At 63.8% G+C, this 13,624-nt stretch carries 10 protein-coding genes and 1 tRNA gene; 5 read left to right on the plus strand and 6 right to left on the minus strand.

What is annotated here, in order from left to right:
• Nucleotides 1-28: 28 nt before the first annotated feature.
• The 3 genes from RIA72_RS01570 to RIA72_RS01580 all read left to right on the plus strand — a co-directional run bounded on the left by RIA72_RS01570 (nt 29) and on the right by RIA72_RS01580 (nt 5,153).
• Entirely contained in the window at nt 29-1,660 is a 1,632-nt protein-coding gene (locus tag RIA72_RS01570; RefSeq protein WP_350030599.1) for a CHASE domain-containing protein, read from the plus strand.
• Between the two features lie 52 nt (nt 1,661-1,712).
• Nucleotides 1,713-2,729, plus strand: a complete 1,017-nt coding sequence (locus RIA72_RS01575) for a LacI family DNA-binding transcriptional regulator (protein ID WP_350030600.1) — start codon at nt 1,713-1,715, stop codon at nt 2,727-2,729.
• A 351-nt stretch (nt 2,730-3,080) separates the two neighbouring features.
• Nucleotides 3,081-5,153, plus strand: coding sequence for a TonB-dependent receptor (locus RIA72_RS01580; protein WP_350030601.1), 2,073 nt, complete (start codon nt 3,081-3,083; stop codon nt 5,151-5,153).
• Nucleotides 5,154-5,267: 114 nt separating this feature from the next.
• On the opposite strand, the gene RIA72_RS01585 is transcribed toward RIA72_RS01580, so the two are convergent.
• The 4 genes from RIA72_RS01585 to RIA72_RS01600 form a co-directional block, all read right to left on the minus strand.
• Nucleotides 5,268-5,906: a hypothetical protein gene (locus RIA72_RS01585; protein ID WP_350030602.1), complete on the minus strand. Its 639-nt coding sequence runs from the start codon at nt 5,904-5,906 to the stop codon at nt 5,268-5,270.
• A gap of 797 nt (nt 5,907-6,703) precedes the next feature.
• Nucleotides 6,704-7,192, minus strand: a complete 489-nt coding sequence (locus tag RIA72_RS01590; protein WP_350030603.1) for a hypothetical protein — start codon at nt 7,190-7,192, stop codon at nt 6,704-6,706.
• A 21-nt stretch (nt 7,193-7,213) separates the two neighbouring features.
• Nucleotides 7,214-8,347: a helix-turn-helix domain-containing protein gene (locus tag RIA72_RS01595; RefSeq protein WP_350030604.1), complete on the minus strand. Its 1,134-nt coding sequence runs from the start codon at nt 8,345-8,347 to the stop codon at nt 7,214-7,216.
• A complete protein-coding gene (locus RIA72_RS01600; RefSeq protein WP_350030605.1) occupies nt 8,347-8,649 on the minus strand; it encodes a type II toxin-antitoxin system RelE/ParE family toxin in 303 nt (100 codons plus the stop codon). Before RIA72_RS01600 ends, RIA72_RS01595 begins: the two co-directional genes overlap by 1 nt.
• 512 nt (nt 8,650-9,161) lie before the next feature.
• On the opposite strand from RIA72_RS01600, the gene acnA reads away from it, so the two are divergent.
• Together acnA and RIA72_RS01610 are read left to right on the plus strand one after the other, a co-directional pair.
• Nucleotides 9,162-11,837, plus strand: a complete 2,676-nt coding sequence (gene acnA, locus RIA72_RS01605; protein WP_350030606.1) for an aconitate hydratase AcnA — start codon at nt 9,162-9,164, stop codon at nt 11,835-11,837.
• A 160-nt stretch (nt 11,838-11,997) separates the two neighbouring features.
• On the plus strand, nt 11,998-12,153 hold the full coding sequence (locus tag RIA72_RS01610; protein WP_350030607.1) for a hypothetical protein: 156 nt from the start codon (nt 11,998-12,000) through the stop codon (nt 12,151-12,153).
• 15 nt (nt 12,154-12,168) lie between these two features.
• Here the strand turns inward: RIA72_RS01610 and RIA72_RS01615 are convergent.
• Together RIA72_RS01615 and RIA72_RS01620 are read right to left on the minus strand one after the other, a co-directional pair.
• Nucleotides 12,169-12,244: transfer RNA gene (locus RIA72_RS01615), tRNA-Val, on the minus strand.
• A gap of 78 nt (nt 12,245-12,322) precedes the next feature.
• Nucleotides 12,323-13,147, minus strand: a complete 825-nt coding sequence (locus tag RIA72_RS01620) for a winged helix DNA-binding protein (RefSeq protein ID WP_350030608.1) — start codon at nt 13,145-13,147, stop codon at nt 12,323-12,325.
• Between the last annotated feature and the right edge of the window lie 477 nt (nt 13,148-13,624).

Raw genomic sequence — 13,624 nt, forward strand, 5'->3', positions numbered from 1 at the left:
TGCGGCAGCCATCGGTCAGGACAGATATATGCGCCCTTCTTCATGGGCAGACCGGCTGTTGGCGCTTTCGGCCCGCTTCGTCGGCTTTGTCATCCTCGCCGCGACGCTTGCCGCCGCCGTGGGCAGCTTCCTTTATAACCGTGCCGAGGAACGCGACCGCGCCGAGCGCGTCGCGATGCTGATCGACACGCGGCTGCGCGACCATGTTGCGCTGCTCGAAGGGGTGCGCGCGCTCTATCAATCGGACAGCCGGTCGAGCGGGCCCGGCATCCGCGCCTATCTGACCGCGCTGCGGCCGCAGGTGCATGTCCCCGGGCTGGAGGGCGTCGGCATCGCCGTCGCGATGCGTCAGCAAACCCCCGCTGCGGCAGAGGCGATGCTGCGCGACAATTATGGCCGCGACATTGCAGTCTGGCCGCGCAGCGGCGAACCGGTCGGCTTCCCGATCGTCCTTCTCGAACCGCCTACGCCGCGCCGCGACAAGGCGCTGGGTTATGACATGTACAGCGAACCGGTGCGGCGCGAAGCGATGCGCCGCGCCTGGCAGACCGGCCGCCCCGCCGCGAGCGGCATCGTCCAGCTCGTGCAGGAAGACGCCGCGAAACGGCGCCAACCCGGCTTCCTGATCTATATCCCCGTTTACGCCGATCCGTCCGAATCGGGCGACGCCGCGGGCGCGGCACCATCGGCGACAGCGGCGGCGGCGCGGCCGATCGAGGCCTTTGTCTATGCCCCCTTTCGCATCGACGATCTGTTCACCACGATCCTGGGGCCGCAGCTCCGGGCGATCGACGGGCTGGAAATCCATGCCGGCAAGGGGCCATCGGCGCCGCTCGTTTTTCGCCACGGGTCGATGGGCTGGGATCCGCACGAACAGACGCTGCACATCGCCGACCGGCAATGGACGCTGCGCGTTTCGTACAGCCGCCTGTTCGAACGGCTGGGGCGGCCGCTGGCCATTTTCCTGTTCGGCTTTGCGATCATGCTGCTCGCGATGCAGCTCATGCGTCTTCAGCACCGCCGCGTCGATGCCTTTCGCGCGCTCGCCGACGAACAGGCGCTGCGCGCCGCCGACCGCGAGCTGATGATCGGCGAAATGGCGCATCGCATGAAAAATGCCTTTGCGCGCATCGGCGCGCTGGCGCGCATCACCTTGCGCGAATCGGCCAGTCTCGAAGAATTTGAAACAAAGTTCGACGGCCGGATGCGCGCGCTGTCCGATGCGAAGCAGATGCTCGTCAGCGGCGCGGTCGACACCGTCGATCTCGAACGCATCGTCCACCGCGAGCTCGCGCTCGCCGGCGTCGCGCCCGACCGTCTCGCCGCAGTTTCGGGTCCCGAGGTGCGGCTGGACGACGAAGGCGCGCAGGCGATCTCGCTCGCGATCCACGAATTTGTCACCAACAGCATCAAATATGGCGCGCTGTCGGGTCAGGGCGACCTGCGTATCGGCTGGCACCGCGACGGCGACGCGGTCGAGCTCGACTGGACCGAAAGCCATCTTCCCGAAACGCCGCAGATCGCGAAGGAAAGCTTCGGGACCCAGTTCATCCGATCGATGATCGAGCGCCAGCTGAAGGGCTGCTGGACGCGCACCGCCGCCGACAATCGGCTCAATATCGTGATCCGCTGGCCTGATCGGCAGCCGCGCGGCGATTGACAAGCCCTCGCCCCCCGGCAAGAGACGGGCGGGAGGGGAGAATGCCGCCGCCATGACCGCCAGGATGCTGCGCCCGACATCGTTCGACGTCGCCGAGCGCGCGGGCGTGTCGCAATCGACCGTCTCGCGCGCGCTCCGGGGTTCGCCCGGCGTCAACGCCGAAACGCGCGCGCGCGTCGCCGCCGCGGCGCGCGAACTCGGCTATGTCGTCGACCGCCACGCTTCGTCGCTGCGCCTCAAAAGCAGCGAAACGATCGCGCTCGTCACCATCTGCCGCCCCGGCGAGGACCGGAGCGCGATCAACCCCTTCTACTTCGCCCTGCTCGGCAGCATCGCCGCCGCGACCTCGGCGCGCGGGTTCAACCTGCTCGTCAGCTTTCAGGAAAGCCCCGACAATTTCCGCGCCGATTTCGTGGCATCGGGGCTCGCCGACGCGATGATCGTCATCGGCACCACCAGCAACCGCGCGGCGTGGCAGTTTTTCGCCGAAGCGCAGGCGTCGGGGCTCGACTTCGTCTGCTGGGGCAGCCCCGGCAGCCCCTTTCACTGGATGCGCAGCGAAAATGACGAGGGCGGGCAGATGGCGGCCGAGCATCTGGTAAAGCTCGGCCGCCGCCGCATCGCCTTCATCGGCCCGCAGCAATCGCCGCAACGCCAGTTCGACGAGCGCCGCGACGGCTTCACCGCCGCGCTGGCCCAGCACGGCCTCGTCCCTATCCAGATCGAACCGCCCGCCGCCGCCGACCGCCATGCGCAGGGGGTCGCCGCGGTGCAGGCGCTGCTCGCCGCGCATCCGCAGGTCGATGCGATCTTCGCGGCGTCGGACATGCTCGCGCTCGGCGTGCTGCAAGGCCTCAAGGACGCGGGCCGCCGCGTGCCGCACGACGTCGCGCTGATCGGCTTCGACGGCATCCGCGCCGGCACGCTCGCCGACCCCGCGCTCACCACGCTCGAACCCGATCTCGACGCCGCGGGCGAGGCGCTCGTCGCGATGGCATTGGAGGATGACGAACGCACGCGCAGCGGCACGCGCGTCCCCGTCCGCCTCGCCGTCCGCGGCTCCGCCTGAACCATCCCGCCCAAGGCCCGGCGCGCGTCTCGAATCGGGCCGCGACCGCGCGCGATGTCGCGCGGCGACGATGTCCGTGACCGGCTGCTGAAGCCGGTGACGTTTGCGGGGCGGATCGGCGATGATCCCGTTGCGACAAGCGAATACTGTTCGCCGGCGAAAGCCGGGGAGCAGCTACTTGTTCCAACGGCATAAATGCCGGGCGGATCGCACCCTCTTGAGCAAGGGCTGGCAAAGCCTCGCGGTCATCCCGCCACATTTTTCTTCACATGACCCTGCGACAGAGTTGCAATTCGCTCGCATTAGCTTTAGCGGCGCCTGCGACAATCCGATAACCCAACAGGGGGGCCTGTGAAGAAACTGCTTTTGCTTACCGCCGTCGCCGCGGTCGTTCCCGCCACTGCGCGCGCCAATGATGCGGCGCACGAGGATGACCGCACCATTTTGGTGATCGGCCACTCGGACGGCTATGTCGCCACCAACTCGGTCACGGCGACCAAGACGGACACACCGCTGATCGATGTGCCGCAGACGATTTCGGTGGTCACGCGCGAACGGCTCGACGACCAGGCATCGCGTTCGATCGCCGATGTCCTGCGTTATGTCCCCGGCACCACGATCGGCCAGGGCGAAGGCAACCGCGACCAGATCACCCTGCGCGGCCAGAACACGACCGCCGACTTCTTTCTCGACGGCGTGCGCGACGACGTCCAATATTTCCGCAGCCTCTATAACATCGAACGGGTCGAGATATTGAAGGGCCCCTTCGCGATGATCTTCGGCCGCGGCGGCAGCGGCGGCGTCATCAACCGGGTTCAGAAAACGCCGTCATCCGAAGCATTGGCGGTCGGCGGCACGCTCAGCGCCAACAGTTTTGGCGCGTGGGATATTTCGGCGGACGTCAATGCGCCGATCGGCGGCGGTGCGGCCTTCCGGCTCAACGCCAATTACGAAAGCCTCGACAATCATCGCGATTTCTTCGGCGGCGAACGCTATGCGATCAACCCCTATGCCGCGGTCGATCTCGGCCGGTGGAAGCTCGGCCTGTCGTACGAATATGTGAACGACGATCGCGTCACCGATCGCGGCGTACCCTCGATCGCCACCGCTCCCGGACAGCCGAACCGGCCGCTAACGGGGCATCGCGACACATTTTTCGGCGTACCGGGTGTCAATCGCACCGGGCTCGAGGCGCATATCGTCAAGGCCCGGCTGGATGGCGCGCTGACCGATGCGCTGACCTGGTCGACCACGCTCCTTTATGGCGACTATGACAAATATTACACCAACGTCTATGCCAATGGCGCCGCGACCGGCCCGGCCGGCACGGTTTCCCTGTCGAGCTACACCGACGCGACCGAGCGGCAGAATTTCATCGCGCAGAGCAACCTGCTGTGGGATGTCGACCTGGGTGCGATCGGCAACCGGATCCTCCTCGGCCTCGAATATGGCGACCAGGATTCGACGAACCAGCGCCGCAACGGCACGCTGTCGAACAGCACGCTGAACCTTGCCAACATCGTCTATCCGACCGTCACGTTCGGCGCGCCCACGCGCAACACCGAATCGCGCGTCCGCTTCTTCTCCGCCTATGCGCAGGACCAGATCGCCTTCGGGCCGCATGTCGACCTGGTGCTCGGCCTGCGTTACGACCGGTTCGAGATCGAGGGCACCGACCTCGCCGGCACCCCGCGCGCCTTTGCCCGCACCGACGACAAAGTGTCGCCGCGCCTCGGCCTGATCCTGAAACCGCGGGAAAATATGTCGATCTACGGCAGTTACAGCCGGTCGTTCCTGCCGCGTTCGGGCGATCAGTTCCTGACCCTGTCGCCCGCGCAGGAAGATCTGACCCCCGAAAGGATGGTCAATTACGAAGTCGGCGCCAAATGGGATATCCGGCCCGATCTCAACGTCACGCTGGCGTTGTTCCAGCTCGACCGCAACAACACCGCGGTTCCGGTCGCCGGCGTGCCGGGGTCGCAGTTTCTGACCGACACGCGCACCAGGGGCGTCGAACTGGCGCTCGTCGGCCGGATCACGCCGAACTGGCAGGTGAGCGGCGGCTACACCTATCAGGACGCGCATCGCAAGAATGACGACAGCATCCGGCTGGGGCAGGTGCCAAAGCACCAGATCGCGCTCTGGAATCGCTATGATGTCAACGCCAATGTCGGGGTGGGCCTCGGCGTCGTCCATCAGTCGAGCCAGTTCGCCGCCATTCGCACAGCGCCGACGGTGACGCGCCTGCCCGCCTTCACGCGCGTCGATGCCGCGCTGTTCTTCAAAGCGAACGAGCGCGTCGAATTTCAGGTCAATGTCGAAAATCTGCTCGACGAAAGCTATTTCTCCGACGCGCACAACGTCAACAACATCACGCCGGGGGCGCCGATCAACGCCCGCTTCACCGCGCGCGTCAGATATTGACCGGATTGCGGGAGGGCGGTCGCCCGCCTTCCCGCACCCCTGGCGAAATCCCCGCCCGGCGCCGAGTGCGCCCTGCGCCGTTCCGCCCGAGCGTCCGCACGCCGGGGCTTGCCCTCAAAACCCCGCGCCGGCCTCGGCGTCCATCTCCGCGTCGGCGTCGCGCGCCGCGGCGAGCCGCGCGGCCGCCGCGCCGCGCGCCGGCTGGCCGCAGCGCATGCAGCAACCGTTTTCGGCTTCCTCCTCGACCGCCGCCGCGCGCATCCGATACAGCTTCTCGGCCAGCCGTTCGCGCGCGCTGCCCGGATGGAAATATTTGATGCCCGCGCCGTCGAAGCGCCACCCCTCCATATGCTCCCCGGCGCTGATCGTCGCATCGCCGTCATAGCGCGCGTAAAGCGTCCGCGCCGCGCCGCCCTCGCCCAGCTCGCCGCGTTTCAACAGCAGCCCCAGCATCGCGTCCGACGGCATGATCCGCCGCTCGACCTCCTGCCCGCCGCGCAGGATCACCGTCTCGCGCCCGACCACCGCGCGTTCATAGGCGACCGCCTGCAATCCGCGCAGCGCGCGCGCCAGCGCGGTCGAACAGGCGCGGTCGAACGGCTCGAAGCGCCGCCGCGCGTCGTTCACCGCCTTGCGGCTGATCCCCGCGACGCGCGCCGCATCGGTGACGCACCCCGACTGCGCCAGCACCGCCAGAAACGTCCGCGTCCGCGCCGCGGTCCACCCATCCTCGCGAATGCGCAGGCCGGGCATCAGGGGATTGGCGTCCCTCGCTCCAACGCCGCCCCCGGTCTTGCTCCCCTCCCGTCCCTCCTTAATCCCCTCCCGCTTGCGGGAGGGGCAGCGAGCCCCGGACTTGATCCGGGGCGCAGCGGGGAGGGCCCGACCACCCACGCCATCCTTGGAAGCCCCCGATTTCCCCCGCAAATCCCGCACCACCTTACGCGCCATAACGCCACCTCCCGAATCACTTGGAATGAATCGAAGAGATTTTGAACCTATTTGGATAATGTAGGAAAGAGGTTATTTTCGAAGCTTCATCAGTCGACACGCCAGGCTCCCGCCAGTCCAGCGGGTGGCGAAAGCTTCCGACACCACGAACCATCCGGCCCCCGGACCGCCAGCGCCGTGATTGGCACCCATGCATTTGCACTCACACTCGTGCCCTTCAGCATTCATGCAGGCAGGCGCACAAACCTCTTGCTCCTTATAGGGCTGGATCACGTACAACTGTCCGTATCGCCTCAGTGCTGCGTTAACGAGATCATTGAACCACGCCTTGGGAACCTCCCAACCAGAGTATTTCGAAAACCATTTGGGCATATGACCGTTTGGTCTTAGCGACCGAAGCCACGTCAAAGAGCGAAAAAAAGCCTCCTCATGCCCCCGCGGTGCTGGCAATTTGACGTAAAGTGGAAATCCTAAACCGCGACGAACGACCACTGGAATCTGCCGTTGACGCCAAACTCGTCTAAGATCGTCCGGAAGCCGTCCCTCCATTATCTCCTCCCGGCGGTTCCGAAAGCATAGGTTAGGTTCGCGCCGAGCTTTTATGCCGCCTCGTCGCCCTCACGACCGATGCGCTGAGCAGCTTCCATTTCCGCTACGTCCTCGCTGAAATCCAGAACGATTTGAATCGGCTGGGCCGTTGAATGCTCATCGTTATAGTGATCAACGTCTTGCTTCACCTGAAAGCAATCGTCGACAATAGCTTTACGACGCTGCCCGAACGACTTCTCCATGAAACTGCGGGGCGCACGGTCAATATCTGCCCAAAGGCTGAGCTGAGTACCGCCTACGCTGGTACGGACGGAGTGCTTAGCTCGGTAGCGTCGCCCTTTATCATCGACCCGCTTTTCCTGACGAAGGCTTTCGGCCAGTGCTTCGCGACAGATTTTCACGACGTCACGCGGCGCAGGGCGAAACAGTCCTTGTTGAACCGCCCATTCAGCTACCACATCGAGCGCCACGGGGCCGTCGTCCACTTCCGCCGTGTAGCGATCGAAGATTCTCTGCATCTGCTCGCTGAAATTAGCCATTCTTGAAAATCGCTTCCTTGTCTAAAGATCTGCCGGGGCAACGGTGCCCCACCCGTCTGCCAACGCAGTTTCCGTCAGATACTGACGAACCGGAACTTGGTATTTTCGAAGATAATCGTAGCGCTTCATTCGACGTTGAAGCTGACCCACAACGATACCCGGATGGACGCCCAATACTGATGCAAATCCGATAACGTCCTTTTCGTAAAAATATGGACTCTTACGTGCAAAGAACGAATTAAACTTATCTGCCGGAACACAAAAATCTGCAGCAGCCTCGTTCGCGAGTCGCTCTTCTTCTGGCTGGTACTTTGGCTCGTCGTTCATATCTGTGGTGAGAGACAGATCGACCATTCCCAAATCGCCTTTCCCATGCCCTAGGAGGACATGTTCAATCTCGTGGCGCAAAACAAACCAGAAGTTGTCGATTCTGTCATAGAGAGTTGAAAGGCCAATAACTGGACAGCCGTCATCCAGCCACGTACAAACTCCATCTATCTTGGCGTTCGGTAGCGCCTCCACGACAATAAGGCGAACCCCACATTCAGCAAGAATGCCGGGCACCTCTTTGATTGCGTCAGGATCAATCATGAAGCTTTTCAGCTTCGGCAATGCTTCTATCAATTTCTCGGGAGAATAAGATTCAACGTGAAGCTTTTTCGCCAGCTGCCTTACGCGATGCACCCACGCCAACTGGTGAGGGGGAGTGTCATCGTAATGGGTCCGCTTGGCGGCAAATGCTATGCTGGATTTACTATCGTTATCATTGGCTTCTTCAAGAAAACGGGACATTTGAAGGCGAAGCAGAGACGCCTCGCCGTCTTTAATCCAACCCCGCCGCACCATTTCTCGAATGGGAAATGCGGACTGAAGTTGCGCTCGCGCCTTAACCGCCGGGTCTGGTTCTTTCGCGTTTGCTAAATCAAAGTGCGATTGAAGATTCAAAAAGAACTCGGGCGACGTATCGAAAGCGTCCGCGAGCAGTCGCGCCATATCAGGTGTGATGGCCCGCTTTCCGGACAGCAAGGGCGTCAATTGTTGCTCGACCTGACCCAAAACGAACGCGAGGTCACGCTGCGACCAACCGCGAGCCTCAAGCTCTAACTTGATGAAGAAGCCAGGCGGCTCAATCCCAACATGTTTTTCGACCGCCATCAGACCACCCCTTCAAACTGCTCTTGTATCGCTGTAACAACAACGCTCATCACACTCTCATTTTCCGTTATTTTCAGAAGCATCCGCCAAGGCGGAGCTATAAGAACTTCGAAGTGCATTGGCTCGCCGCCCTCGATCGGCTGAAGGCGCAAACTTTGCCAGTTGCGCATTGTTTTCAGATCAGGCGCTGCTCGGATGATTGCCAAGCGTTGCCGAGCGGTTTCAATGACGGCGACCGGGAGCTTCGTTTCGGCGGCTCGCGCCGTTTCGATCAATTCATGGGTCGGGTCGGCGTAGTCCAATCGCATGGCTTGCCAATAGCGGAGCGCAGCCCGCCTGTCAATTGCTACTAAACGCATAGCGTTTAGCTCGATCTTATGAAGTCATCGCTACCCCCACCCCCTTTGCAATTCCTCGCCCCGACGTAAGGCGTCGCAAACACAAACCGCGCGCGCTTGCCGGTTCACCCGCTAACCCTTCTCTTCTCGTCACCCCGGACCCGATCCGGGATCCAACTTTTCACCGGCGCCGCATGGACCCCGGATCAAGTCCGGGGTGACGAAGCGGGACGCACCACCCCCTTCGTGCCTTCGTGTCTTCGTGCGAAACAAATCCATCCCGCCCCCACCGCCCCGCACAGCCGCCCGCGTCCGCACCCGCCGCATAGCAATCCATCCCCCACCCCCTTGCATTTCCCCGCCCCCGGCGTAAGGCGTCGCCAACACAAACCGCGCGCGCGACTCCGCTTGCCCCGCTCTCCTGAAACGGGCCGGCGTCCGTCATTCCCCGCCGCGCCCGAACAGGGAAACTGCACATGACCACGACCGGCAACGACACGCTTGGCACCCGCTCGACACTCGACGTCGGCGGCAAGACCTATGCCTATTACTCGCTCGACAAGGCGGCGGCGAAGCTGGGCGATGTGTCGCGGCTGCCGTTCAGCATGAAGGTGCTGCTCGAAAACCTGCTGCGTTTCGAGGATGGCGGCTTCACCGTGTCGACCGACGATGTGCAGGCGATCGTCGACTGGCAAAAGGACCCCAAGTCGAACCGCGAGATTCAATATCGCCCCGCGCGCGTGCTGCTCCAGGATTTCACCGGCGTTCCCTGCGTCGTCGACCTCGCCGCGATGCGCGATGCGATTGCCAAGCTCGGCGGCGACACGTCGAAGATCAACCCGCTCGTCCCCGTCCACCTTGTCATCGACCACAGCGTCATGGTCGACGAATTCGGCCATCCCAAGGCGTTCGAACAGAATGTCGAGATCGAATATTATCGCAACGGCGAGCGCTATGACTTCCTGAAATGGGGGTCGAAAAGCCTCGACAATTTCAAGGCGGTCCCCCCGGGCACCGGTATCTGCCACCAGGTCAACCTTGAGCATATCGCGCAGGCGGTGTGGTCGAGCGAGGATGGCTCGGGCGAAACCGTCGCCTATCCCGACACCTGCGTCGGCACCGACAGCCACACGACGATGATCAACGGCCTCGGCGTGCTCGGCTGGGGCGTCGGCGGGATCGAGGCCGAAGCCGCGATGCTCGGCCAGCCCGTGTCCATGCTCATCCCCGAAGTTGTCGGCTTCAAGCTGACGGGGCAATTGAAGGAAGGCGTCACCGCGACCGACCTCGTGCTCACCGCGACGCAGATGTTGCGCGCCAAGGGCGTCGTCGGGCGTTTCGTCGAATATTTCGGGCCGGGCCTTGCGACGCTCAGCCTCGCCGACCGCGCGACGCTCGCCAATATGGCGCCCGAATATGGCGCGACCTGCGGTTTCTTCGGCATCGACGACAAGACGCTCGATTATATGCGCCTGACGGGCCGTTCGAACGAGAATATCGCGCTGGTCGAGGCCTATGCCAAGGCGCAGGGCCTGTGGCTGTCGGCCGACATGCCCGATCCGGTGTTCACCGACACGCTCGAGCTCGACATGGGCAGCGTCGTCCCCAGCCTCGCGGGGCCGAAGCGGCCGCAGGACAAGGTCGTGCTCACCGAAGTCGACGATGTGTTCAACGCCGACCTCAAGAAGCTTTACGGCAAGGATGCGCCCGCGCGCGTCGCGGTCGACGGCAAGGATCATGACATCGGCGACGGCGACGTCGTCATCGCCGCGATCACCAGCTGCACCAACACGTCGAACCCCGGCGTGATGGTCGCCGCGGGGCTCGTCGCGAAAAAGGCGAACGAGCGGGGGCTGAAGCCCAAGCCGTGGGTCAAGACGTCGCTCGCGCCGGGGTCGCAGGTCGTCACCGACTATCTGGTCAAATCGGGGCTCCAGCCGCATCTCGACGCCGTCGGCTACAACCTCGTCGGCTATGGCTGCACGACCTGCATCGGCAATTCGGGGCCGCTGGCTGAGCCGATTTCGGCCGCGATCAACGGCAATGACATCGTCGCCGCATCGGTGCTGTCGGGCAACCGCAACTTCGAAGGCCGCGTGTCGCCCGACGTGCGCGCGAACTTCCTCGCCTCGCCGCCGCTCGTCGTCGCCTATGCGCTCAAGGGCACGGTGGTCGAGGATTTCACCTCGACCCCGATCGGGCAGGACAAGGACGGCAAGGACGTGTTCCTCGCCGACATCTGGCCGACCAATCAAGAGGTCGCCGACACCATCGCAGGCGCGGTCGACCGCGACATGTTTGAGGCACGCTATGCCCATGTCTACAAGGGCGACGAGCATTGGCAGAAGATCGAGGTCGAGGGCAGCGACACCTATCAGTGGCGCGCGGGCAGCACCTATGTCGCGAACCCGCCTTACTTCGAGGGGATGGAAATGACCCCCGCGCCGGTTTCGGACATTGTGAACGCGAAGCCGCTCGCGATCCTCGGCGACAGCATCACGACCGACCACATCAGCCCCGCTGGCAGCATCAAGGCGGACAGCCCGGCCGGAAAATGGCTTATGGAACATCAGGTTAGCAAGGCCGACTTCAACAGCTACGGCGCCCGCCGCGGCCACCACGACGTGATGATGCGCGGCACCTTCGCCAATATCCGCATCAAGAATGAAATGGTCCCCGGAATCGAAGGCGGCATGTCGCGCTACGGCGACGAAGTCATGCCGATCTACGACGTCGCGATGCGCCACAAGGCCGACGGCACCCCGCTCGTCGTCGTCGCGGGCAAGGAATATGGCACCGGCTCGTCGCGCGACTGGGCGGCTAAGGGCACCAACCTCCTCGGCGTCCGCGCGGTGATCGTCGAAAGCTTCGAGCGCATCCACCGCTCGAACCTCGTCGGCATGGGCGTGCTGCCACTCCAGTTCACGAGTGGCGACACACGCGAAACGCTGGGACTGACGGGCGATGACCAGTTCACCATCACCGGCATCGCCGATCTCAAGCCGCGCCAGACCGTGACGGTTGAGGTGACGCGCGCCGACGGCTCGACCTTCAGCTTCGACACGCTCTGCCGCATCGATACGGCGAACGAGGTCGAATATTATATGAACGGCGGCATTCTACACTACGTGCTCCGCAAGCTCGCCGCATAAGAGGAACGAGGACGATGGGGCCGCTGATCCTCTTCGTCCTCGGCTTGGCTGATGGGGTCGCGCTGACGCTTTACCTTCAACGAAGGGGAGGCGAGCGGCGCGACCTCACCGCACCGCCACCGACGGGACTCCCGCCGCGCCTGACGATGCCCTCGTCCCCGTGTCGCCGAGCGACATCGATGAGGCGGAAATCATCGTCTTGCTGCGCCTGGAACGAAAAATAGAGGCGATCAAACGCTTGCGCGAACAAACCGGAATGGAGCTTACCGCAGCGAAAGATGCGGTCGAGGCGATCGAACGCGATCAGCAGCGATAGCGACAGTGACGACGATGGTGGGCGCTGACGGGCTCGAACCGCCGACCCTCTCGGTGTAAACGAGATGCTCTACCAACTGAGCTAAGCGCCCCAAGGGGAAGCGCGCCCCTGCCACAACGCGCCGTGGCTGGCAAGCCGGTGCGCGCGGTTCCTGTGCAGGCGCCCCATGCTATTCGTCGAGCGCCTCGAAATAACGTACAAGCGCATCATATGCGCCCTCGGCCAGTGCGATGAAGATGCGGCGCCCGTCGTGCGGATCCTGCTCGCGCAGGAAAAGCCCGGCGTCGGTCATTGTCTTGATCCAGCGCAGCGCCGTGGTCGCGGGAACCGCGGCGGCGATGCAGAGGCTCGATACTGAAACCGGCTGGCGCTCCAGCCGCGCCGCATACAGGTCGAGCAGCATGTCCCACGCCGGATCGGCGAACAGGTCTGCGGGGAAATAATGTTCGCGCATCCGCCGCTGGCGCAGCATCCGTCGCACCTGCTTGGCGCGCTGGCGGTCGAGCGTCCGTTCCTCCGGTACGAAACTGCGGGGCATGGCCGCGAAGTCCCGCGGCGGCGAACGAAGCTGCCCGGTGAAATCGTCGGTATCGCGTCGGCCCGGCTCGAAACCAACCGGCGCTCCCGGCAATCCGCCCTGCTGGCCGGCGAGTTCGCCGAGCATCCGCGAAATCCGCGCCACTTCTTCCTGCAAGCGATCGATGCGTTCCATCGCTTCATTGCGCGCGACGTCGCCGAAGGCAGCATGACGTGTGCGCCGCGCCGCCGCGAGCGCCACGAGCTTTTCCGACCCGTCGGCGTCGACCAGCATTTGGACATTGATCGAATCGGGGATGACCGCGGCCACGCGGTCGAGCGCCGCCAATGTCGTTTCGCAAACGAACGCGCAGCCGCTCCGTTCGATCGCGTCGCATATCCCGGCAAATGCCTCGGCTTCAACCGTTTCAGCGGCCGCCAACCAGACAATGTCGAGCGTGACAAGCCGACGGATCAAATCCGGCGCCTGCTCCGGCGCACACGTCGCCGCAAGGCTTACATCGGTCAGCGCCACCCCCGTCGGCTCCGCGCCCCGCCGCCCCACGAACAACAGCGGCGAGGCAATGCTCCGCGGGGTCGCCCCGCCCGGATAAGCCGCGGAATAACTCCCTTCCCCGACGGCTTCCCCGTCCGGCATGTTCAACCAAGGCTGTATCCCATGATCCATCATGACGTCATCCCCAACTCACCGCTCCACCCTGGTGTGATCCTGCCGTCATTTCGGCGGCATTCGCATTTTGTTCGTTCCCATCTGCCGCCAATCCGGAGCAAAATGCGGATGCGGCCGAACGGAGCGGTGATCACCCCGCGTGTTTCATCCATTTTGGACTTGTTTTGTTCTCATCGTCAACCCCTTATTGACTCTTGCCAAGCCGCCGCGTCGCGCGCAGGCCGGGTGGGCGATGCTCCGGCGCCCCTCACTCCTCACCCGCGC

Source organism: Sphingopyxis sp. (assembly GCF_040216815.1).
Classification (GTDB): Bacteria; Pseudomonadota; Alphaproteobacteria; order Sphingomonadales; family Sphingomonadaceae; genus Sphingopyxis.